25 protein-coding genes and 1 tRNA gene are annotated in these 23,171 nt (G+C 40.5%); 10 read left to right on the top strand and 16 right to left on the bottom strand.

Annotation, left to right across the window (positions count from 1 at the left end; genetic code table 11):
• Window positions 1–21: 21 nt before the first annotated feature.
• The 6 genes from phbB (at window position 22) to ACTF5Q_RS10330 (ending at window position 5,913) form a co-directional block, all read left to right on the top strand.
• Window positions 22–744 carry an acetoacetyl-CoA reductase gene (gene phbB / locus ACTF5Q_RS10355; RefSeq protein WP_153692002.1) on the top strand — a complete coding sequence of 241 codons (723 nt, stop codon included), beginning with the start codon at window positions 22–24 and terminating at the stop codon, window positions 742–744.
• Between the two features lie 196 nt (window positions 745–940).
• Window positions 941–1,432, top strand: coding sequence for an SH3 domain-containing protein (locus tag ACTF5Q_RS10350; RefSeq protein WP_438954562.1), 492 nt, complete (start codon window positions 941–943; stop codon window positions 1,430–1,432).
• 38 nt (window positions 1,433–1,470) lie between these two features.
• Window positions 1,471–2,499 carry an N-acetylneuraminate synthase family protein gene (locus ACTF5Q_RS10345; RefSeq protein ID WP_438954538.1) on the top strand — a complete coding sequence of 343 codons (1,029 nt, stop codon included), beginning with the start codon at window positions 1,471–1,473 and terminating at the stop codon, window positions 2,497–2,499.
• 64 nt (window positions 2,500–2,563) lie between these two features.
• Entirely contained in the window at window positions 2,564–3,679 is a 1,116-nt protein-coding gene (gene neuC / locus ACTF5Q_RS10340; protein WP_438954537.1) for a UDP-N-acetylglucosamine 2-epimerase, read from the top strand.
• A 4-nt stretch (window positions 3,680–3,683) separates the two neighbouring features.
• The gene (locus tag ACTF5Q_RS10335; protein WP_438954536.1) at window positions 3,684–4,958 is read left to right on the top strand and encodes a 3-deoxy-D-manno-octulosonic acid transferase; all 1,275 of its coding nucleotides are present in this window, start codon (window positions 3,684–3,686) and stop codon (window positions 4,956–4,958) included.
• Window positions 4,959–4,971: 13 nt separating this feature from the next.
• Window positions 4,972–5,913 carry a lysophospholipid acyltransferase family protein gene (locus ACTF5Q_RS10330; RefSeq protein WP_438954535.1) on the top strand — a complete coding sequence of 314 codons (942 nt, stop codon included), beginning with the start codon at window positions 4,972–4,974 and terminating at the stop codon, window positions 5,911–5,913.
• An 8-nt stretch (window positions 5,914–5,921) separates the two neighbouring features.
• Here ACTF5Q_RS10330 and ACTF5Q_RS10325 read toward each other — a convergent pair whose 3' ends face one another.
• From ACTF5Q_RS10325 to folK, 15 genes are all read right to left on the bottom strand, one after another.
• A complete protein-coding gene (locus tag ACTF5Q_RS10325) occupies window positions 5,922–6,599 on the bottom strand; it encodes an acylneuraminate cytidylyltransferase family protein (protein ID WP_438954534.1) in 678 nt (225 codons plus the stop codon).
• A gap of 93 nt (window positions 6,600–6,692) precedes the next feature.
• Window positions 6,693–9,104 carry a GcvT family protein gene (locus ACTF5Q_RS10320; RefSeq protein WP_438954533.1) on the bottom strand — a complete coding sequence of 804 codons (2,412 nt, stop codon included), beginning with the start codon at window positions 9,102–9,104 and terminating at the stop codon, window positions 6,693–6,695.
• A 188-nt stretch (window positions 9,105–9,292) separates the two neighbouring features.
• On the bottom strand, window positions 9,293–11,329 hold the full coding sequence (recQ, locus tag ACTF5Q_RS10315; RefSeq protein WP_438954532.1) for a DNA helicase RecQ: 2,037 nt from the start codon (window positions 11,327–11,329) through the stop codon (window positions 9,293–9,295).
• A gap of 117 nt (window positions 11,330–11,446) precedes the next feature.
• Window positions 11,447–11,521, bottom strand: a tRNA-Phe gene (locus ACTF5Q_RS10310).
• A 99-nt stretch (window positions 11,522–11,620) separates the two neighbouring features.
• Window positions 11,621–12,358, bottom strand: a complete 738-nt coding sequence (recO, locus tag ACTF5Q_RS10305) for a DNA repair protein RecO (protein ID WP_438954531.1) — start codon at window positions 12,356–12,358, stop codon at window positions 11,621–11,623.
• Window positions 12,359–12,379: 21 nt separating this feature from the next.
• Window positions 12,380–12,700 carry a DUF1491 family protein gene (locus tag ACTF5Q_RS10300; protein WP_438954530.1) on the bottom strand — a complete coding sequence of 107 codons (321 nt, stop codon included), beginning with the start codon at window positions 12,698–12,700 and terminating at the stop codon, window positions 12,380–12,382.
• Window positions 12,700–13,602: a GTPase Era gene (gene era, locus ACTF5Q_RS10295; protein ID WP_438954529.1), complete on the bottom strand. Its 903-nt coding sequence runs from the start codon at window positions 13,600–13,602 to the stop codon at window positions 12,700–12,702. Before era ends, ACTF5Q_RS10300 begins: the two co-directional genes overlap by 1 nt.
• Window positions 13,599–14,285 (bottom strand): ribonuclease III, encoded by a 687-nt coding sequence (gene rnc / locus ACTF5Q_RS10290; RefSeq protein WP_438954528.1) that lies wholly within the window; start codon window positions 14,283–14,285, stop codon window positions 13,599–13,601. Before rnc ends, era begins: the two co-directional genes overlap by 4 nt.
• Window positions 14,282–15,115 carry a signal peptidase I gene (gene lepB, locus ACTF5Q_RS10285; RefSeq protein WP_154039516.1) on the bottom strand — a complete coding sequence of 278 codons (834 nt, stop codon included), beginning with the start codon at window positions 15,113–15,115 and terminating at the stop codon, window positions 14,282–14,284. Before lepB ends, rnc begins: the two co-directional genes overlap by 4 nt.
• Window positions 15,116–15,167: 52 nt before the next feature.
• Window positions 15,168–15,569, bottom strand: a complete 402-nt coding sequence (gene acpS / locus ACTF5Q_RS10280; protein ID WP_438954527.1) for a holo-ACP synthase — start codon at window positions 15,567–15,569, stop codon at window positions 15,168–15,170.
• Entirely contained in the window at window positions 15,566–16,318 is a 753-nt protein-coding gene (locus tag ACTF5Q_RS10275; RefSeq protein WP_438954526.1) for a pyridoxine 5'-phosphate synthase, read from the bottom strand. The genes acpS and ACTF5Q_RS10275 overlap by 4 nt, the downstream gene beginning before the upstream one ends.
• Window positions 16,319–16,342: 24 nt before the next feature.
• The gene (locus ACTF5Q_RS10270; protein WP_438954525.1) at window positions 16,343–16,981 is read right to left on the bottom strand and encodes a DUF2062 domain-containing protein; all 639 of its coding nucleotides are present in this window, start codon (window positions 16,979–16,981) and stop codon (window positions 16,343–16,345) included.
• A 20-nt stretch (window positions 16,982–17,001) separates the two neighbouring features.
• The gene (locus tag ACTF5Q_RS10265) at window positions 17,002–19,125 is read right to left on the bottom strand and encodes a RelA/SpoT family protein (protein ID WP_438954524.1); all 2,124 of its coding nucleotides are present in this window, start codon (window positions 19,123–19,125) and stop codon (window positions 17,002–17,004) included.
• Window positions 19,126–19,148: 23 nt separating this feature from the next.
• The gene (rpoZ, locus tag ACTF5Q_RS10260; RefSeq protein WP_438954523.1) at window positions 19,149–19,508 is read right to left on the bottom strand and encodes a DNA-directed RNA polymerase subunit omega; all 360 of its coding nucleotides are present in this window, start codon (window positions 19,506–19,508) and stop codon (window positions 19,149–19,151) included.
• A gap of 70 nt (window positions 19,509–19,578) precedes the next feature.
• Window positions 19,579–20,139, bottom strand: coding sequence for a 2-amino-4-hydroxy-6-hydroxymethyldihydropteridine diphosphokinase (gene folK, locus ACTF5Q_RS10255; RefSeq protein ID WP_438954522.1), 561 nt, complete (start codon window positions 20,137–20,139; stop codon window positions 19,579–19,581).
• A gap of 212 nt (window positions 20,140–20,351) precedes the next feature.
• Here folK and ispH point away from each other — a divergent pair, with 212 nt between their 5' ends.
• From ispH to rnhA, 4 genes are read left to right on the top strand one after another with little or no spacing between them, the layout of a single operon-like run.
• Entirely contained in the window at window positions 20,352–21,302 is a 951-nt protein-coding gene (gene ispH, locus ACTF5Q_RS10250) for a 4-hydroxy-3-methylbut-2-enyl diphosphate reductase (RefSeq protein WP_438954521.1), read from the top strand.
• Entirely contained in the window at window positions 21,299–21,754 is a 456-nt protein-coding gene (locus tag ACTF5Q_RS10245) for a DUF3429 domain-containing protein (RefSeq protein WP_438954520.1), read from the top strand. The genes ispH and ACTF5Q_RS10245 overlap by 4 nt, the downstream gene beginning before the upstream one ends.
• Complete coding sequence (locus ACTF5Q_RS10240; RefSeq protein WP_438954519.1) at window positions 21,751–22,362, top strand: class I SAM-dependent DNA methyltransferase; 612 nt, start codon at window positions 21,751–21,753, stop codon at window positions 22,360–22,362. The genes ACTF5Q_RS10245 and ACTF5Q_RS10240 overlap by 4 nt, the downstream gene beginning before the upstream one ends.
• Window positions 22,331–22,792, top strand: a complete 462-nt coding sequence (rnhA, locus tag ACTF5Q_RS10235) for a ribonuclease HI (RefSeq protein WP_438954518.1) — start codon at window positions 22,331–22,333, stop codon at window positions 22,790–22,792. Before ACTF5Q_RS10240 ends, rnhA begins: the two co-directional genes overlap by 32 nt.
• 11 nt (window positions 22,793–22,803) lie before the next feature.
• Here the strand turns inward: rnhA and ACTF5Q_RS10230 are convergent, their stop codons facing one another.
• Entirely contained in the window at window positions 22,804–23,163 is a 360-nt protein-coding gene (locus ACTF5Q_RS10230) for a dihydrodipicolinate reductase (RefSeq protein ID WP_438954517.1), read from the bottom strand.
• Between the last annotated feature and the right edge of the window lie 8 nt (window positions 23,164–23,171).

The raw sequence follows: 23,171 nt of genomic DNA, 5'->3' as shown, positions 1-23,171 counted from the left end.
AACCTGACTTAGGAGAAGATTATGTCAAGAATTGCATTGGTCACTGGCGGCTCAAGAGGTATAGGCGCTTCCATATCAAAAAAGTTAAAGCAAGATGGTTTCACTGTTGCGGCTACTTACGCTGGAAATGACGAAGCAGCATCTTCTTTTACTGCTGAGACTGGTATCAAAACTTATAAATGGGATGTAGCTAGCTACGAAGAAAGCAAGTCTGGAATTGAAAAAGTGGAAGCGGAACTAGGTGCAATAGATGTGGTTGTAGCTAACGCCGGAATTTTACGTGATGCTCCTTTTCACAGAATGACCCCGGACCAGTGGAACGAGGTGATTGCAACAAACTTAACTGGAGTGTTCAATACTGTCCATCCAGTATGGCCAGGCATGAGAGAAAGAAAGTTTGGAAGAGTAATCGTTATATCCTCTATCAATGGCCAAAAGGGTCAGTTTGGTCAGGTAAATTATGCAGCAACAAAGGCTGGTGATTTAGGAATTGTTAAATCCCTCGCGCAGGAAGGAGCAAGAAATGGCATCACAGCCAATGCCGTCTGCCCTGGTTACATTGCAACAGAAATGGTAGCTTCTATGCCAGAAAAAGCTTTAGAGGCAGTCATTGGACAAATACCAGCTGGACGTTTGGGCGAACCCGATGAAATAGCGAGATGCGTTGCATTTTTGGCCTCAGACGATGCAGGTTTCATAAATGGGTCTACAATCTCAGCAAATGGCGCTCAATTTTTTGTTTAGATGAGATGATTTGAGCTTAGGGCATTCTCCAACCGCAAGCGTATCCATTTGTTTAAAGTTCACTGGCAAACATGCAATTTGCATAGTTAGCCCATTGGTCTGTTAAAATAATAAATATTGAACTGCGATAAGATGTTGTTCTATCACTCTTCCAGAAGTCAGGATATTTATTAGGACACTGGAAACTCAATTGAAATTGCAGCCCATATATATTTTGTGCACTATTTTGGTATCAACTACCGCAACTTACACCAATGCGGCTGAGCGGGGACCAGTTACTAACCTGTTAATTCCAAGGTATGTCTCACTTAAAGCTAGTGAAGCCAATGCTCGCAGGGGTCCTTCCCTTTCGCACAGAATTGATTGGGTATTTAAAAAAAAGGGAATGCCATTAGAAATATATGGTGAATACGATAATTGGAGAAGAGTTCGTGACTCCGAAGGTGCAGGTGGTTGGATACATTATTCTTTACTTTCAGGTGTACGCTCAATTATTATTACCGCTTCGATGGCCAATTTATATAGAAAATCTGATCAGGACTCTATGATTATGGCTAGAATTGAACAGAATTATATCGCAGATCTTGGAAAATGCATTAAAGATTGGTGTGAAATTGATGCTGGTAAGTATGACGGATGGATAAGGAAAACAGATATTTGGGGAGTTGCCCCAGACGAAATACGCTAAATGCATTATTAATTACCAAATGATACGAAGGAAGTTAAATGAAGATCGGCAATCGAAGCATTGGCCCCAATGAACCTCCATTAATCATTGCAGAAATTGGCATTAATCACGGCGGTAGTCTAGACGTCGCAAAGAGTATGGTTGATCTAATTGTCCACTCTGGTTGTGAGTGTATAAAGCATCAAACTCATATTATCGAAGATGAAATGACAGAAGAAGCAAAGGCAATTTTTCCTCCTAACGCCAATAAGTCAATTTGGGATGTAATGAAAGAATGCTCCTTAAAACTGGATGAAGAGCAAGAGCTTAAAGAGTACGCAGAAAATTTGGGTTTGATATGGATATCAACACCATTTTCACGAATGGCAGCAGACTTTTTAGATGAAATTGACGTACCCGCTTTCAAGATTGGTTCTGGCGAAGCAGATAATCTTCCGTTGATAAATCACATAGCTCAAAAAGGTAAGCCAATTATTATGTCGACTGGCATGCAGTCTATTAAAAGTTTAAAAAATAGCGTGAACATCTTAGAGAAGTCTGGAGTTGAATATGCTTTACTGGAATGCACTAACCTATATCCATCTCCTCCAGAAATCGTTAGTTTGCAAGGTATACAGGAGCTAAAGGAAGCTTTCCCAAAAGCACTGGTTGGATTTTCAGATCACTCAATTGGCCCACATATAGCTTTAGCTTCAGTAGCTCTTGGCGCTTGCATAATTGAGAGACATTTCACTGACACGCGATATAGGAGCGGACCTGACATTACTTGTTCTATGGATCCCGCAGAATTACGACTTCTAGTCGACAGATCCATTGAAATACACAAAGCACTGATGAATCCAAAACAGCGTACCGAACCAGAGGAAGGCGTCTATAAGTTTGCACGGGCGTCCGTTGTAGCAGACAGAGATATGGCGGCCGGTCATATCATAACAGAAAAAGATATATGGGTTCGAAGGCCAGGGTCCGGGGAGATACCAGGGTATAAATATAATGATATAATTGGTAAAAAACTTAGACTTGATGTCAAAAAAAATCACCAATTCAAGTGGTCTAATTTTCATTAGCAACTATTGATAACACTGGCTATACGATAGAGCATGCAATTCAGATCTACTTGGAAAGCTCGATATGACTAAAAAACTGCTTTTTGTTACAGGTACGCGCGCAGACTTCGGCAAAGTCGAACCTTTGGCAATTAAAGCAAGAGATGCAGGATATTCAGTGAGTTTCTGGGTCACCGGAATGCATATGTTAGAAAAATATGGACTGACTAAATTAGAGGTGGAGCGTGTCGCAGGCGTAGAGATTTTTGAATTTAAAAACCAAAAAGAAGATGACGAATTGGATAAGATCCATGCAAATACAGTCTTCGGGTTCTCACAATTTATAGGTCATCAAAAGCCAGACATGGTATTTATTCATGGCGACAGAATAGAAGCACTATCATGTTCATTAGTCTGCGCGACAAACGGTTTGCCATCAGTTCACATTGAAGGTGGTGAAATTTCAGGAACCATCGATGAAATATTTAGACACTGTAATACCAAATTAGCCCACTGTCACTTTGTTAGCTCTGAATTAGCACGAAACCGGATTTTAAGGATGGGTGAAGAAGATAAACGGATTTATGTTATAGGCTCTCCAGAACTCGATTTCCACGCGAAAGATTCTGGCGTAACCATTAAGGAAGTTAAAAGCCGGTATGATATAAATTTTGATGATTATGGCATTTGCACCTATCATCCCGTTACCTCTGAAGCGAGTGACATGGGAAACCAAGCTTCAGCTCTATTTGAAGCATTGAAGTATTCTAGACGGAAGTTTGTTACAATACTACCTAATAATGACCCTGGCTTTAAAGAAATTTGGCGGGTCATCGAAGGACTTCCTAAAAATCAGTTTAGAGTAATACCATCAATGCGCTTTTCATATTTTTCTGAATTGATGAAAAACTCATCTGCAATTGTAGGGAATTCATCAGCAGGAGTGAGAGAAGCCCCTTTTCTTGGTCTGCCATCGCTTGACATAGGATCAAGACAAAGAGCTCGAAGTGCTGCTGACTCAGTAACTAACTGCCAACCAAACGATAAGGAAAAAATTTTACACTTCCTAGAAAATTCATGGGGAAAGTCCTACCCTAGAGATGAAAGTTTTGGTGCCGGTAAAACGGCTGAGAAATTTTTAAAAATACTCAATTCCCCGGCGTTTTGGGAAAATGATATCCAAAAAATATTTAATGAGTGAACTTGTGAGGAAATTAACATTAATCTTTTGGCAAATATTTTACTATCTAATTCAAATTGCTCTTCGCATCTCAGCAGTTAAAATACTGAAAATGCGTCTCAAAGCTCAAAAGGAGCACCCCACGCGTTGGAAAGAAAGGCTTGGGGAAACAAATCAGGTTAGACCAACAGGTGAGTTAATTTGGCTTCATGCTGTAGGACTAGGAGAGGTTATGGCCCTTAGAGGGCTAATTAATATTATTCTACAAACCAAACCTGATGTTAATTTTCTAGTTACATCAAGTACAATACAATCTGCTGAGCTTTTTTCCCAAAATTTACCCGCGAATACAACACATCAATTCATACCACTTGATGTGCACAAATTCAGACGGAGTTTCCTATCACGATGGACACCCAATTTAGTGATTTGGTCGGAACAAGAAATTTGGCCTGGTTTTGTGAACGATTGTGCTAGGCTTAAAATTTCACAAGTCTGGATAAACGCTAGGATGGCAGATAGGGCATATAATTCTCGGAAATGGCTCAAGCCTTTTTTTGGGGATCTTTATGCCAAATTTGAACTCATATCAGCACAGGACGAAAAAACTGCACAAAATATTACAAAACTAATTAAACCTCATCCAAAGCAACACATAAGAATTGATGGTTCATTAAAGCCAGCCGCTCCAAAACTTAAACCTAAACAAGGCATTCCACCACAAATTATATCTGTGACTGAAGGTAGGAGAATTCTTACTCTGGTATCGTCACATCAGGAAGACGAAAAGTTTGTGATACACGCGTTACAAAAAATTTCAAAAAAATTACGACCAATTTTAGTGATAATCCCAAGGCATATTGAGCGTGCAGAGAAAATACGGGATCAATGCATTAAAGCAGATTTGAAGTGTACAATTCTATCAGAGCTTCGGGAAAATTCTCCCAGTTCTGATGTTTATATTGCAAACCAAATAGGCGCCCCAGCCATTTGGTTACCTTTCACACATTTGGCCCTGATTGGTGGGACCTATTGCGATATAAATGGACATAATCCATGGGAGCCCATCCAGTTTGGAGCAGCGGTACTTCATGGCTCAAAGACCGCTAACTTTTCAGAAGACTTTAAAGAGCTTTTAATTTCTGGTAGTTCAACCGAGGTAGTAGAAAGAGATCACCTTGTAAGACTAATCACACAAACAACTTTTGACAAACAAATACAAAATGCCGGATCATTGCTTCAAAAGAAGTTAAAGGCTGTAAAGGACTTGTCAAATGATATTTTATTACTGTTAAAGTAAGATCTAATAAAATTTGACTGGAAAATATTTGGGCAAAACAGACTTGTCAGGCAAACAAAACTATTCTCATATTAAAGGAAAAAAGAGATCACATTTTTTAGATCTTAGCATCTATATCTTTATTAGATTTCTTTTATGTATTTTATCAATTTTACCTTATAAGATGAAAATTGCTTCAGGTGGCTTAATTTATCAGAAAATTATTTCACCATTATCGGGTAATCGTAGACGTATACTGCATAATCTTAAACTTATATTTCCTGACCTCGAAGAAAGAAAGCGAGAAGAACTGTGTAGCCAAGTGCCTAATAATATTGGGCGCACGTTTTTTGAATTGCTAGCGCCAAATGCCTTTGCCAAAATGGCGCAGTCAGCCAAAGTATCCGGCCCCGGTTTTAATATACTTAAGCATGCCCAGGAACAAAAGAAACCAGTGATTCTGGTTTCTGGCCATTTGGCGAACTATGACGTCGTGCGTGTAGTACTTAATGCAAATCAAGTTTCGGTTGGTGCTCTCTACAAACCGATGAATAACCCGTACTTCAATTCTTTTTATGAAAGATGTATCAAAGAAATCGCCAAACCGCTATTTCCAAGAGGTCGCTCCGGCATTGGAAATATGATGAGGTATCTCAGCGATGGAAACGTGGTCGCTCTTTTAGTTGACCAATACATGAGCCACGGAGAACCTTTAAAGTTTTTTGGTCATACAGCATACACAGCAACTTCTGCTGCAAAATTAGCACTGAAACACGATGCATTACTTATTACCTTTTACGTAGTAAGGAAAGATGACGGAGTGAATTTTGATTTAGTGTTCGAGAGTCCAGTGAAGCCCTCTACACCGAGTGAGATGACTCAAATATTAAATGATAGATTAGAAAAACAGATAAGAAAAAATATGGGACAATGGCTATGGACACATAGAAGATGGAAATCACCCAGCACTTTATAAAATAAAAATTAATTCTTTGAATGCTTTTTGTAAATTTGAGCGACACGATCAAAATCTTCTCGATTATCTATATCTAAACTATTCTCCTTTGGCATTTCTACGACACCGATATTGTTTGAAGTAAATCCATTATTTTCTTCAAACCACCCGCCATTAAAAACATAAACTGCACCATTTGGCCTGAAAATCTCTGGCAGGTCTTGTCTATTCATAAATGTGAAATCTGGTTCTGCAACAGGTACAAATTTATTACCTCGAACGAACCCAGATTTAAGCACTGCTCTATCCTGAGCAGATACTGTAAATACAAGATCAAAAGTGTTATCCTTAAAAGTCTTAATACATTTTGAAATGTCTTCATCCCGTCGCAAGGGCGATGTTGGCTGGAGTAAAACTATAGTGGACTCGTGCAGTTCGTACCGCCTTATCAACTCTAACATCAACTCGGCCATAGTAGACTGATCTGTTGACAGTTCTGGAGATCGTCGATGTTGCTCAACTGAATAACATTCGAGCTCTTTTTCAAGGTCTTTGTCACTGGAAATTATAACTTTGTTAATGCAACGCAATGCTTGGTCAAGGGTTATCTTATAAAGCTTTTGCGATCCCAAGATGAGAAAATTTTTACCAGGAAGACCCTTAGAACCAGCCCTACATGGGACTATGGCAACACAGTTATGCAACATAACCTCATATTTATTTTAATTTCGCTACCTTAACTTAATGTTCGACAACCTCAAACAAAGAATACGCTAAAAAATTTAATTAATTTGCATAAATTAGCTGCGCATTGCCATTCCATCGGGATCATACGGCGAGGGAGTAATTACTTTTGCTCTCCTTTCCACTCCCACTATATGAACAGTAACAGCTGTACCTTCATTGGCTAAAGCGGGCTCAATGAGAGCCATTGCGAGAGATTTCTTTACAGTATGACCATATGCCCCAGAAGTAACGAAGCCAACCATGTCGCCTGCTTCTGACCAAATGGGTTCATAACCAGATGCATCTGAGTCACCATCCTCAATTTCTAATGTCACTTGAATTTTTCCAGGACCATTTCCATTGCGTTCAGCAACTGCGGCTGCTTTTCCAATAAAGTCTGGCTTATCCCAATCAATCCATCGGTCCATTGCTGTCATACCCGGGGTCCGATCTTGAGTAAATTCAGCAGACCAAATCCCAAAACTCTTCTCAATGCGTGTTGAGAGCATTGCGTTAAAGCCTACTTCACGAATATCGTGATCAGTTCCAGCCTCTAACAATATTCTACGAAGAGCAATATGATCACCCATTTTACAGTTTAGCTCAAAACCCATCTCACCAGTAACACTCATCCTAGCAACACGCGACTGGATCAAACCGACATCAAGTCCTTTACAATCCATAAACCTCATCTTGGACACATCTTCCTCAGCAACTTTTTGTAGAACAAATTGAGAGTTTGGCCCGATTAAGGCGAAACCACAAATATCATCCCCAAGATCTCTGACACTTACTCCGTCTTGCATCTGGTCATTGAACCAACGCATATGCCAAGCTCTTAGATAATAACTACCCATAATCCAAAAAGTACCATCGCCCCAGTTCAGTAGCGTCAGGTCACCTTTGAGCTTTCCGGATGACGAAAGCATTACTGCGAGACGAGCTCTACCGGGTTTCGGCAACTTGGTTGCAAATATCTTATCTAGCCAAGCTTCTGCATTTTCACCCTTTACTTCGAAACGCGAAAAGCCCGTAATATCTAATAACGCCACGCCTTCTCGAATTGACTTGCATTCTTGGGCAACAATCTCATGGGTGTTAGAGCGCTTTAACGTTAATTTTTCTTCAAATTTATCAGATGGGGCAAAATATAGTGGCACCTCTAAATCCCATGAAACACCCCAACGACATCCAGCCTGGGTCATCGCATCATGGGCCGGTGCCATCTTCATCGGACGTCCTGCTGGAAGCTGCTCATTCGGATAGGACATAACAAAACGCCTCGAATAAAACTGCCCGGTTGTTTCACGAATATATCTTTTATTTTCCGCGTATTGCCCGTAACGCGCTACGTCCATCGACCATGCATCAGTCTCTGGTTCTCCCTCAATCATCCATTCAGCTAGGGTTTTTCCTACACCGCCCCCTTGCAAAAAACCAGCCATGACGGCACATGCGGACCAATATCCTCTCTTACCGGGGACTGGACCTACCAGTGGGTTACCATCGGGAGAAAAAGTGAAAGCCCCATTAACCCAGGTTTTTATTCCTACATTCTCAATAGCTGGATAACGTTGGAAACCAAGCATTAGTTCATTCTCAATTCTATGTAATTGTTCCTGAAATAATTCTTCCCCGTAATCCCATGGCGCACCATCCATTGCCCAGTGCTCGTGATCAATTTCATAAATCCCGACCAAAACACCATTTTGATCTTGACGCATGTAAGTAAATCCCTCGAGATCAACTGTCATGGGCATCTCAAAATCACTGCTTGCAACTTCCGGAATGCTATCCGTTATTAAATAATGATGTTTTAACGGGCTAACTGGAAGCTCTATGCCAGCCATACGTCCCACCTGCTTTGCCCAAAGGCCTGCAGCATTTACAACATGTTCACACTTAATATTACCTTTGTCAGTCTTAACGATCCAGCCATCTGTTAATTGTTCAAGACTATCAACTTTTACTTCTTCATAATACTCAGCACCCTTTTTTCTCGCAGCAGTAGCATACGCCTGCACGGTGCCAGTAGTGTCGATGTAGCCTTCTCTATCTGCCCACATTGCACCCAAAACTCCATCTACCGACATTATTGGACAGCGTTTTTGAGCTTCCTCTGGACTAAGGAGTTCACAGTCACTGATTCCTATAGATTGAAAAATACGATAATTTGATTGTAGCCACTCCCACCTTTCCGGGGTCCCGGCGAGGGTCAATCCCCCAGTCATATGAAAACCAATGTTCTGACCTGACTCTTTTTCAATCTTAGGTAAAAGGTCAATTGTATAGGCCTGCAAAGCCGCCATGTTTGGATCGGCGTTTAATGTATGAACTCCACCGGCTGCATGCCAACTAGAACCGGAGGCAAGCCTGCGCCGCTCCAGCATCACGACATCTTTCCACCCCATTTTTGCAAGATGGTATAAAACGGATGAACCAACTACTCCACCGCCTATAACAACAACTCGATATTGTGATTTCATTTCGAATACTCCCAAATCCTTACATGATCTTATTCTTAAATAAATTAGCTCTTCAAGACTGTTCTGGAGACGTCAAAATATAAACTATTTTGGCCAAAATTTCCACGAAATTAGGATAAAAAATTAGCTGATTAAAATGAAAATTATAATTATCTATAGATATTCAAAATTAAAAAGCGAGCAAAACTCTATGTCACATTGTTCAAAGCATCCAAAAAAGCAGCTCCGAAACGGTCTGTCTTTTTAGGTCCAATTATCTTAGCCATCTCGTCCAAACTTTTGGGTTTAAGTTTTGCAATTTTAGAAAGCAAAGATGCTGAACAACTAAGCGGTTTTTCTACTCCCAGAGGTCCCCGAGACAACTTGAATTGAACGGCTAAAAGCAAATCATACATCTCCCCCTCCTTAGCACCAGCAAGTTTTTGCCGTCGGGGGTGCATGTGATCAACTTCTCCATTGATGACTGCAAGAAAAATAGTTCCAAATTTCTCTAATTTTTTTGTGCCCACACCATTAATCTGAGACATCTCATCAAGATTCAAGGGGCGTCTTTGAGACATATCGATTAGGGTCTTATCAGTAAAGATAATGTAGGCTGGCACTCCAGCATTTTCAGCTAAAGCGCGCCGCTTTGCTTTAAGAGCGCTAAGCACTGGAGCATCATCATCGCTTATTAGTGTTTTTACAGAGTAGTCTCTTTTAGCTGACTTAATTATATCCGCTCGTAACGTTATACTTAGCTCACCCCGCAAAATTGGGAGCGCTTTTTCAGTCATTCTCAAACCTCCATACCTTTCAACATCCGGACGAATGAGATCATGACCCATCATTTGCCTGAAGATTGCTTTCCATTTTACTCGGTTTAACTCTTTGCCAACCCCAAATGTCGGTAATTTATCGTGGCCGTGATTACTGACTTTCTCAGTGAAATTACCTTGCAAAATATCGATTAAATGTCCCACACCAAAATATTGATCAGTGCGCAAAATAGCGGATAACGCTTTACGCACAGACTCCGTACCATCAAATGTTTCAGGTGGCCTCTCACACAAGTCACAATTTCCACATTTTATGTTCGTCTCTCCAAAATAATGAAGAAGATTAAGGCGACGACACTCTAAAGCTTCAGCCAAACCTAAGAGGACATTAAAACGCCCATGATCAGCAGACTTCCTGTTAGATGGAGCAAGACCTTCATCTATCTGATTTCTACGAAATCGGATATCATCTGCACCATAAAGAGTTAGTGTTTCAGCGTAGCCACCATCTCTCCCAGCTCGTCCAATCTCCTGATAATAGCTTTCAATTGATTTAGGTAAATCTGCATGCACCACCCATCTTATATCAGGCTTATCGACGCCCATACCAAATGCGACAGTAGCGACAACAACCAGACCATCTTCAAGAACAAAGCGGCTTTCGACAACCTTGCGCCGATCTGCATCCATACCGCCATGATAGTAACATGAGTTATGTCCAGCTTCTTGCAATGCTTGGGCTAAACTTTCCGTTTTAGCCCTTGTTCCACAGTAAATAATACCCGATTGACCTTTGCGCTTGTCCACAAAATTCATAATTTGTATTCTAGGATTATCTTTGGGAACAAAACTCAGATAAATATTTGGCCGGTCAAACCCATGCAAAAATACTTTTGGATCAGCACCACCAAAAAGTCGCTCAATTATTTCCTGTTGCGTCTCGTTATCTGCAGTTGCAGTAAATGCACACAAAGGGACACCAAGGCTATGCCTTAATTTCCCAATCATAAGATAATCTGGCCTAAAATCGTGCCCCCATTGACTAACACAGTGCGCCTCATCTACTGCTAAACATCTTACGTTAGATTTCCTCAAAATGTTTTGTATTTTGCTTGAAGCCAATCGCTCAGGAGCAACGTAAAGGAGCCTTAGATCGCCGGAAGTAATCTGTGAAAAAACAGTGTCTATCTCACTTGGAGTATTTCCTGAAGTTATAGCTCCTGCCGCTACACCAGCCGCTTTCAAACCACGGACTTGATCGCGCATTAGGGCAATCAGGGGCGAAATAACAACCGTAAGGCCGTCATTTAATAGAGCAGGCAACTGAAAACATAACGATTTTCCACCCCCTGTTGGCATTATTGCAAGAACGTTCTCACCACTGGCAACTGCATCAATTATTTGACGCTGACCGGGTCGAAATTCGCAGAAGCCAAAAACGTCTTTTAATAGGGTTTTGGCACTCACCACAACATAACCTTAAGCCTTTTCCACAGTGGGATGTGTCCCACAGAGTGACCCTTTATACAAGTCATTTTCAAGACTATTTTAATTATAAAAATTGGGTTGATTTTTTTTAAACTGTGGTGCCCGGGGGCGGATTTGAACCACCGACACGAGGATTTTCAGTCCACTGCTCTACCCCTGAGCTACCCGGGCACATACGACAAAATGTCGTAGGTGCGAAGTATGTATGGTAAAGCAAAGAAGTTGTCCAGTGGCGTAATTTAATTTTGCAAAAATTCTCACAAGTAAAAGTTATAAAATTCCTGAGGAAACTTTGTGAGTGAGCAAATCGACAAACCGCTGTCTTTCCGAAACTGGCGAATTTACTGATAGTTCATTGAAAACTTTTTTTGTCAAAAAATATCCTGTTAATTTTAAGCCATCTATAATGCTGCCCGAATTTTCAGACCCTTTTAAAATAATGGGTGGAAGGTGTAATAATTTTGGAGCCCACACTCCAGCTGCTTGTTCGCTAATGGCTCTCCCAGTCCTCGGCGATACATACCGCAGGTTGTTAGTACATCCAGAAACAGCACATTTTGACAAATCAAGCCCATAACCAAGTACACTCAACAATTCTAGTTCCCAATGAAGATACGCCAGAGGCCAGACCTTTGGCTGACTAAGAAGGTCTAACAAATCCTCTGTTGTTCTATAAAAATTATCGTACGCATGTCTCTCGGGTAAAACTCTGGATAAAATTGTACTTACAGTAGTTAAGCCCGCTGTCAGAATTCTATCATTCATAGCATTAACAGTACGAGCCCTAACTAATTCAACTTTAAAAGACCCAAGGTGATCTTGTAAGCGTGCACTCCAAGTTAGATCGAGCTGAGCTCCCACCTGAAGTATTGGTGAGAACTTTCGTGATGCTCCACCCTTCACAACACCCAAATACCGTCCATAACCTGGGCAGAAGGTATCTATGATTAATGATGTTTCACCATGCTTTCGTGTAGCTAATAATATCCCTACTGAGCGCCATTCCATTTCATAAAAATAGAATAATCCCTAAAATTCGTCTAGGTAATTTTGCCCGTTGGAACTTTCTACTTCAATTATCCATAAATCTGGATCATTGGCTTTTTGCTTTTCTAAAAAAAAATCTATTTCCTCTTCTAGGCCCACCAAAATTTTTACCCATACGTTTCTATTATTTTGAAGGTCGAAGGTCTTTTGGTGAAGTTCCGCAAATCCATCCATCTTGCTTATTTTTACTAAAATAGCCCCTGAATGGTCATCTCCATGAGCCATTACATATGCGGAAATAGTTTGAAGTTCTAACCTTTTTAGGTAAGCCTGTACCCAAATTTTACTTCTCAGACGTGCCATTAATTTCCATCATTAAAATCAAGCCCCATTTCAGAATATCTTTCTGCTTCGTTTAGCCACTTTTCACGAACTTTAATTTGACAGAATAAATGCACTCTACACCCTAAAAAGCTTTCAAGCTCTTCGCGCGCCGCCATAGAAATAGCCTTGATCGTTTCACCGCGACCACCCAAAATAATGCCTTTGTGACCACCGCGGGAAACATAAATTATCTGATCAACCCTTACACTTCCATCCTTTCTATTACTCCAAGTTTCTGTTTCCACAGTTAGCTGATAAGGAAGCTCTTGATGTAGTCTAAGAATGAGTTTTTCGCGCGTAATCTCTGCTGCAATCATTTTCAATGGTAGATCGGCGATTTGATCCTCAGGATAAAGCCATGGACCATCTGGCATTTTATCTGCTAACCACAGTTTTAGATCTTTTGTTCCAAATCCCCTGTCAGCAGAAATTAAAAATGTTTTTGAAAAACTGAAAAGCTCATTCAACTGCTTGGTTAAAGACAAAAGCACTGGCGACTTAACTATATCAATTTTATTAATAGCAAGTACAACCGACCGGTTCTTACTAGAATTAGAAAGATCTCTAAGAATCCTTTCCACGCCCTCAGTTAGACCTCTATGAGCCTCGATAAGCAAAACAATCACATCAGCATCTGCCGCCCCATCCCAAGCAGCGGCTACCATAGCCCTATCCAGTCGACGTCTCGGTTTAAACAAACCGGGAGTGTCAACAAATACTATCTGAGCGCTATCCACGATTACAATCCCTCTAATTTTAGTACGGGTCGTTTGAACTTTATGAGTAACGATGGAAACTTTAGAGCCCACAAAATGATTCAAAAGCGTAGACTTTCCAGCATTTGGTTCTCCGATGAGGGCCACAAAGCCTGCTTTCTTCATTCTTGATCCTTTAAAGTTTCCATAAGCATTCTAGCTGCGGCTTGCTCAGCGTCTCGCTTATTGCCAGCCTCCGCAATGGTTTTTTCCCCAGTTTGCAGTTTCACTTGTATTTTAAAAATAGGCGAATGATCAGGCCCAGAACGATTAATAAGCGTATAAACTGGTGGTTCAAGTTGTCGAGCTTGAGCCCATTCTTGCAGCCTCGTTTTGGAGTCCCTTGCATCTAACTCAACATTAGAAATTCTTCTCTCCCATAATCTCAAAACTACATCTTTTGCAGCTTGAAACCCCCCATCTAAATAAATTGCAGCCAATACAGCTTCCATTGCGTCTCCGAGAACAGCATTTTTACGTCGCCCACCCGTAATCATCTCAGAACGGCCCAATTTCAAAACCAATCCAATATCTATTTCTTGCGCCACACCAGAGCAGGCTTCTTTTCTAACAAGGGCATTAAAACGGGGAGCCAGCTTCCCTTCAGACGCCTTTGGATCCTGTTTGGCTATAGCTTCTGCTACGGTTAGACCCAGAACTCTATCACCAATAAACTCCAACCGTTGATTGTCAGATCTATTTGTTGAAGAAAAAGAAGGATGAGTAAGTGCCTCCAAGAGATACTTCGGATCTTTGAATGTATATCCTAAGCGCTTCTCAAATTTTTCAATATCAATGGATTTTTTCACTCAATACCCTCGAAAAAACGATCACCCCTCCATGTCCAGAAGGCAAACATAGATCTACCAGCGGAAGAAAGAAGTACTCTGTCTGCTCTGCCAACAAGGTTTTCAAAAGGTACAAACCCTACACCACCTCTTGATTGCGATATACGGCTATCACTTGAATTGTCCCTATTATCTCCCAAAAAGAAATAATGCCCTACTGGCACATGATAAACAGGGGTATCATCTACTGTTTGACGCATAAAATTCAAAATAGAGTGCGAAACTCCATTTGGTAAAGTTTCAACAAATTTTTCCTTCTCACAAATGCCATTTTGCTCAACGACCTCATTTGCACAGCGAGGCATATTTCTAAATGGTCCTTGTGGCGCCTTTACTTCGTCAAACGTACCATCGGGTATAACTTCTACCGGAGTTCCATTTATAAATACTAATCCATTTTTTATTTGTACTTTTTCACCAGGCAGAGCTATCAATCTTTTAATATAGTCTTGACCATTTGAAGGGTGACGAAACACAACTACATCGCCACGCTTTGGCTCGGCTCCCAATATTCTCTTATTACCCCCACGCAGAAAACCACATATGTCTTCTGCTTCGATATTTAGTCCAATAGCCGCTATTCTTACAGTAGGGCACGATGCATATGAATAACCATAGGACATTTTATTGACGAACAAAAAATCACCAATTAAAAGAGTGTCTTTCATTGAGCCAGATGGGATCCAAAATGGTTGGAAAAATAAGGTCCTGAAAATACCAGCCAAAATAAGAGCAAATATTATTGTTTTTATGGTTTCGAGAAAACCTTCTTTTTTTTTTGGTTTAGCCATCCCAAGTGCTCCCTAAACTAATACTCTCTAATGCTATCTTGGTGAGATCGTGTCAAGCCAAAGGCTGTGCATCGATAATTACTATAGCATGTGCCCAAGGATGATCATCAGTAAGTGAAACGTGAAGAGTTGCTAAGTGTCCTTCAGGTGTCAAATCTTCCAAGCGCTTCTTTGCCCAGCCAGTAAGTGTCATCACCGGTTGCCCTGTCTCGATGTTACTTACTGCCATATCTTTCCATGAAATACCCATACGGAGACCTGTGCCAAGTGCTTTTGAACAAGCCTCCTTGGCTGCCCAACGTTTTGCTAGCGTACCAGCTTCATCTTTTCGTCGCATTGCTTTGGCTTGTTCGTTTTTTGTAAAAACTCTGTTCCTAAATCTATCACCGTGACGAATAAGAACCTTATTAATCCTGTCTATGTTGGCTAAGTCTGTTCCTGTACCGATAATCAACTGGCGCGAGCCTCTCCGATGAGTTTTTTCATTTTTTTAATTGAATTTCCAAGACCATTAAATACGGCGTCACTAATTAAAAAATGTCCAATATTTAATTCTTTTAATTCTTGAAATGCTGCAATCCTGGAAACAGTGTCATAAGTCAGGCCATGACCTGCGTGCACCTCAAGACCTATGTAGTTTGCATATCCACACATATTCTTTAAATTTTCAAATTCGGTTTCACATTTTGACTGATTTTGTTCATAATAATAATCACAATAAGCACCCGTATGAAGCTCAACTACAGCCGCGCCAACCCTCTTCGCTGCTTCAACTTGAGCAGGCACTGCGGCAATGAATAAAGAAACTCTGCAGCCTGAATCACTTAACGGTTTAATAAATTCTCTCAACTTATTTTCTTCTTTCAAAACGTCTAAACCACCCTCTGTAGTCCGCTCCTCTCTCTTTTCTGGTACGAGGCATACAGCATGGGGTTTATGCTTGAGCGCTATTTTCTGCATTTCTTCCGTAGCGGCCATCTCAAAATTCAACGGGATGTTCAAAGCTGCAATCAATCCATCAATATCCTCATCTCGAATATGGCGCCGGTCCTCTCTAAGATGTGCTGTAATGCCGTCCGCTCCCTCATTTTGGGCTAGAATAGCTGCCTCTACAGGATCAGGATACATACTACCCCTAGCATTTCGAATAGTGGCAACGTGATCAATATTTACACCCAGTCTCACATGACGTTCTGGTAACATACAAATCTCCAAGTAAGTTTATATTTATTTACGAAACTTAGTACTTTTCTCTTTAATTTCTCTCAGTTTTTCTCGAAGGCGACCTTTGCGTCTGTTCTGATAAGCACGAATTAATGGCAAGCTGATCATCCAGCAAACAGAAGCCGCTATGATCCCTGGGAAAATTCCGCCGATAAGGTATGGAAAGAAAACGTCCTGGTAAAATATTATTAGGTCATTCCATTCAACGGGACCACCAATGATAATAGAATAAAGATTAGATTTTAAGTCAAGGAAAGCACCTAGAAATAAAGACACCAAATTTTCACCATCATGACCCAATCCCTCACTTGCCAGTAAGAATTCACCAGTGCGGAGGGATATAATTCCAATAGGAATATATGTAAGAGGATTACCAAAAAATGTGGCAAGCAAGGCAGCCAAAACATTTCCCCTTAAAATAAACGCAATTGTTCCTGCAACTATAAAGTGAAGCCCATAAAATGGTGTAAAAGTTGTAAATACACCAGCCCAAATACCTCTGGCAATTTTCTCTGGGTTATCAGGTAATCGGTGTAGGCGATGCTTTACATACAATGCTGCCCTGGTCCAACCACCTTTTGGCCAAAGTAGGAATTGAACTAATGAGCCCCATGACCTCTTTTCTCTCCGCTTAAAAACCATGATGCACCTCAAATAGTCGACTAGCTGCCATGATTTCCGCTTCTTCTGGTGCGGGCCACCGTGGCGACGGCGTTTTCTGCATCCAACCTTGATAAGATCGCATGTAAGTGCTCAACATCTCGTAAATCCACAGTAAGTATTAATTTAAAGAAGTCCGGCTTGCGATCTAAAAACTCCATATCCGAGATATTCGCACCTAAATCACCAACAATTGTGCAAACTCTTCCCAAAACACCAGCATCATTACTTATAGTCATTTCTAGGGTGATTGGATAAATTGAGGGATGCTTGCCGGCATGCCAATGCAAGTCCAACCACAAATCCATATTATCTTCAAAACTTGCCAATGTGGAACAATCAATTGAGTGAACTGATACGCCCTTTCCACTGGTTGCTATGCCTACTATTCTCTCACCTGGTAAAGGTTGACAGCAAGGTCTTCGATTAAATGATTGTCCCTCCGCGAGACCTATCACTGCAAGCTTTTGATCAATTTCAGGTTCTTTCGCTGTAGAAAAATCTGGAAATATGATGTTTATTACATCCCTCGGCTGCAACTCTGCGCTTCCCAATCTAGCATATAACTCTTGAACATCATTAATTCGAAGTTTCTTGGCTGTATTTTCTAAAGCTTTGTCTGTTGCTCTCTTACCAAAGTGCTCAAATGCTGCCCTCAAAAGTTGTTGCCCCATAATGATATATTTATCACGATCTGCTTCGCGCAGCGCGCGTCTAATTGCTGTCTTCGCCTTGCCAGTCTCTGTCATTTCAAGCCATGTGGCTTGCGGTTCTTGCCCCATTGCCGTAAGAATTTCTATAGATTGGCCATTTCTTAACCTTGTCCAAAGAGGTGCTCGCAACCCATCTATTTTTGCACCAACACAAGAATTTCCAATACGAGTATGAATTGCATATGCGAAATCAATTGGTGTTGCGCCCTTTGGTAGCTTTATGACTTCACCCTTTGGGGAAAAGCAAAAGACCTTATCAGAATACATTTCTAGCTTCACAGCCTCTAAAAATGCTTCATGGTCTTCCTCTGTATTAAACTCCTCAATTAAGCTAGTTATCCATTTCACAGGATCAACGGTAAACGGGTTCTCACTTCTAACACCATCTCTATATGCCCAATGTGCTGCGATACCACTTTCAGCAACATCGTGCATTAGCTGGGTTCGTATTTGGACCTCCACACGGCGAGCGTTTCTACCTGAAACTGTAGTGTGAATAGACCGATATCCGTTAGATTTCGGTTGAGAGATATAATCCTTGAACCGGCCTGGGACTGCGCGCCAACGCTTATGAATTACGCCAAGTACACGGTAGCATTCCTCATCACTACTGCATATTATTCTAAATCCATATATATCTGACAGACGCGAAAAGGAAAGCGCTTTCTCTTGCATTTTGCGCCAAATAGAATATGGCTTTTTTGCTCTACCTTCAATTTTAGCCTGAATTCCGGATGCCTCTAATTCTGAATGCATATCATCAGTTATTCTTTGAACAACATCACCAGTTTCTTTTTGTAAAACTATAAATCGTCTTATTATTGATGCCCGGCCCTCGGAATTAAGTACACGAAAGGCAAGATCTTCAAGATCCTCTCTAATCGACTGCATGCCCATTCGGCCCGCTAGAGGAGCATATATTTCCATAGTCTCACGAGCCTTCTGGAGTTGCTTTTCAGGCTTCATCGATTTTATTGTTCGCATATTGTGCAAACGATCTGCGAGTTTAACTAAAATTACTCTGACATCCTGTGCAATTGCCATGAGCAGTTTACGCACATTTTCTGCCTCTTTAGTCTCGGTAGAGGTCAATTGCATATTTGTTAGTTTTGTAACACCATCCACTAAATCAGCAATTTCTGAAGTGAACTGTTTTGTGATTTCGTCTTTGTTTGAAGACGTATCCTCGATGGTATCATGTAATAAGGCAGTTATAATTGTTGCGTCATCTAACTGCTGATCAACCAGTATCTCAGCTACTGCAACAGGATGAGAAAAATACTTTTCTCCAGACTTTCTAAATTGCCCCTCATGCTTTATTTGCCCATATTTATGGGCGTTTACAATCATCTCAAAATTAGATTTTGGATTGTAATTTTGTATCCGAGTGGCAAGCTCTTCTGCAGTTAACATTTGTCAGACCCTCAGGCCGCAGATTATCCTTTATCTTGAGCAGCCATAAGTGCGCGAAGCAATTTTTCTTCGCTCATATCATCATCCTCAGCGCGGTCACTATCATCACCACCACCCATCAGTACTGCCATTGAGTCATCCTCAGGAAGGTCAACCTCGATTTGAGTTTGATTGCTCTCTATTAACCTCTCACGCAATTCATCAGCGGTTTGTGTTTCATCGGCAATTTCTCTGAGAGATACAACTGGATTTTTATCATTATCACGCTGAACAGTTAGCGATGAACCAGAAGAGATTTCTCTAGCCCGGTGCGCAGCCAACATTACTAACTCAAATCTATTAGGAACCTTATCTACACAATCTTCAACTGTGACCCGTGCCATGATTTTCTCCTAGATATATCCTTGCAGACTCAGGCTTCTAGTAGATCAATCTGAAAATTACAAGAGTTGTTTATAAACATATCAAGTCAGAGATTTCTTCAACACTCAAATCATTACAGAGTTCACTGATGTTTTTATTTAGGACCGGATGTATCCAACACGGTGCAATATCCAACAATGGTACAAGCACAAATGCTCTCTCGTGCATTCTTGGATGCGGTAGTATCAAATTAGAGGGTATTTTATTTAACTGATTTTCGAGATCTAAATCGTGCCAGTATAAATAAGTAGAGAAGCTTGGTTGGATGGATTGGCCAACAGCTAACAAATCCAGGTCTAATGTTCTTCCATCCCACCTTTTGCCACGCGATCTGCCAAATTTTTTTTCAATAAAATGCAGTTGATCCAAAATATTTTGAGCCTTTGCGTCAATACGGACTTTTACAACAGCATTTACAAAATCCGGACCTGAACCAATTGGAAAAGCTGGGTTTTTAAAAAAGCGCGATATTGCTTGCAAGTTAAAATTAGACTTCTCTAACTCTATAATGGCTTTCTTGATCAGTTCCAGAGAAGAAACACCGTCTAAATTTAAATTACTACCAAGTGCAATAAACGCAGAGCCTTCCATATCAAAATCTTTCGCTTTTCATAATGATATAATTTTCTTTCTTTCACTTTATCAATTTAAATATAAATGTTAAATTTTTATGTCTATTTATTTAAAGATAAATTTAATACAAAAATATACACTTTTTGTGCTATTTTACTTCGTGAACATTAGGCTTTACCGATGACAATCATGAAGGTAATGTGACTAAGTAAATCAGTGGTCAGGACAACATGAAAAATCCAGAATTAACTGTCTACATGGCTGCACCCCGAGGGTTTTGTGCAGGGGTTGATCGTGCCATTAAAATAGTAGAAATGGCGTTAGAAAAATGGGGGGAACCCGTTTATGTCCGACATGAGATTGTCCATAATAAATATGTGGTTGATGAGCTGAAATCAAAAGGTGCAATTTTTATAAAAGAAGTAAGAGATGCGCCAGTTGATAGACCAATAATTTTCTCTGCTCATGGAGTACCAAAATCAGTACCCCTTGAAGCAAAAAACCGAAAAATGATTTATGTTGATGCTACATGCCCACTGGTCAGCAAAGTTCATATAGAGGCAGATAGGCATTTTGAAAACGGGCTTCAAATTATTATGATCGGTCATGAGGGACATCCAGAAACTATCGGCACCATGGGGCAATTACCTGAGGGAGGCGTTTTACTCGTCGAGAGCACCAAAGATGTAGAAAATCTAATTGTTCGGGACCCTAGTAAGCTTGCCTATGTTACCCAAACCACCTTATCCATTGATGACACTGCTGAAGTCGTCGAGGCACTAAAAACTCGTTTTCCAAAAATAGTAGGCCCTCATAAAGAGGATATTTGCTATGCAACCAGTAACAGACAAGCTGCAGTAAAAGAAATTGCTCCGGAAGTCGACGCTCTACTCGTAATTGGAGCGCCAAATTCTTCCAATTCTCAACGGCTCGTAGAGGTCGCAAAAAAAGCAGGATGTGAAAACTCTCAAATGGTTCAAAGAGCTGCAGAAATCAACTGGAACTCACTAACGAATATAAAATCAGTAGGTATCACCGCAGGTGCATCGGCACCAGAAATACTGGTAAATGAAGTTGTTGATGCTTTGAAAGAAAGATTTGAAATAAAAACCCATTTGGTAGAAACAGCTACTGAAAGTGTGAATTTCAAAGTACCACGCACTCTACGGGAAGCTTTATGATTTCAAAAATACCTACAGGAGCTCTTATTTTAGGGCTGTCTGGAGTAATTCCCTTTGGGTGGGGTGCCGTAACCTTAGTTTCTGAGGAAGCTTTTAATTTTGGAATAGAAAATTTTGGGGCACGCTTTGTTGGGCCTCTAATACAACTCTCTTACGGTATCATTATCCTCTGTTTCATGTCTGGCGTTCTTTGGGGCTTCGCCACAAAAATGGACAAAAAAAATGCGAGCATGGGCTATATACTATCTGTCATTCCAGCATTATGGGCATTCTTCGCAATGGGCAGAGGGCCAACTAGTGACACAATTAGTTTAATTGTTGGATTCATAGCAGTTTTATTGATCGACAGACATTTCTACCTTTTAAAACTAACACCTCTTTGGTGGATGAAGTTGCGTATTCCACTCACTTTCCTTGTAACATCTTTGTTAAGCATTGGGATAATTATATGACTTCTGACATCAAAACGGTGCACATCTACGAAACACAAAGTTCTGAATATTTAGCAAATATATCAAAAGAACACCCACACAAAACTTTAAAATATTTTGCTGAAAATCTTCCTAAAAAGTCAAACGTTCTGGATTATGGATGCGGACCAGGCCTTGCTGCAGAATATTTAGCAAACCTCGGACATAATGTAACGGCATTTGACGCTTCCCAAAACATGATAGAATTGGTACCTAAACATTCTAAAATCAGGTGTTATCAGGCGACATTTGATACTTTCTCAGAAAATGAAATATTTGATGGTATCTGGGCCAGTTTTTCACTTCTTCATGCAAAAAGGAAAGATTTACCACGTTTACTTGCCTGTATTAGAAGAGCTATTAAACCTTGTGGACTTTTTTCTATAGGATTAAAATTGGGAACTGGTGAAAAGAGAGATATTTTGGGTAGAAGATATACTTACGTCTCCCAAACTGAACTTTACCAACTGCTCAAAAGCAGTGGTTTCAATGTTTTCGATCATATAATGGGAAAAGACATCGGATTAGATGGTGTTAATTCTGATTGGATATTTGCATATGCCAAAGCACAAACTAGTGGCTTATACTGACGGTGCCTGTTCAGGCAATCCCGGACCAGGGGGATGGGGCGTCCTTCTTCAAGCTTTTTCGGATGGCAAAGTTGTTAAGGAACGAGAGCTTTCTAATGGAGAAAAGCTTACAACAAACAATAAAATGGAACTAAGAGCAGCAATCGCTGCCTTGGAAATCTTAGATCGGACAAGCGAAATTACAATCATTACAGATAGCAAATATGTTATGAATGGAATCCAAATTTGGCTCGCAGGCTGGAAAAAAAACAATTGGAAAACTGCTAGTAAAAAGCCAGTTAAAAATGGAGAATTATGGAAACGCCTAGATTTATTATGCGAACAACATGAGGTTATCTGGGAGTGGGTTAAGGGTCATGCGGGGGATATGGGTAACGAGCGCGTTGACAAAATAGCTAGAAGTGCAATGGAACCCTTCAAAAAGGATTAACAGACCTAAATCTAATTTTTTTCGATAGTGAAATCAGCAAAAGCTCCGGCACCCTCATCTGCCGTAAAGCGTATAATTTCTCCGTTGTACTCAACTAACTGGCAATTTAAACCCAGATCACGCTCACCCCAGAACAGAGTTCGACAAAATAACTGATTATCCCACGACCAATTTCCATTAACCGCGCGAAAAGCAGCTTTCCCTGTTATTGACCCATCATTCTGTACTACCAATTTTATCAGTGGCCTAATCAAAGTATGGCCATCGACAATTTCTAAAAAGTCCACTTCATTGGATATTTTATCAAATTTTTCATTCGAGAATGCTTTAACACCAATAAGCAGAAAAAGAAAAAAAAGTATAAATTTCATTAGACTTC

The sequence above is a fragment of the Candidatus Salinivivens marinus genome (genome assembly GCF_965655845.1).
GTDB classification, from domain to species: domain Bacteria; phylum Pseudomonadota; class Alphaproteobacteria; order Rhodobacterales; family Rhodobacteraceae; genus Salinivivens; species Salinivivens marinus.
The sequence above is the reverse complement of the archived record's forward strand: the minus strand, read 5'-3'. Positions and strand labels throughout refer to the sequence as shown.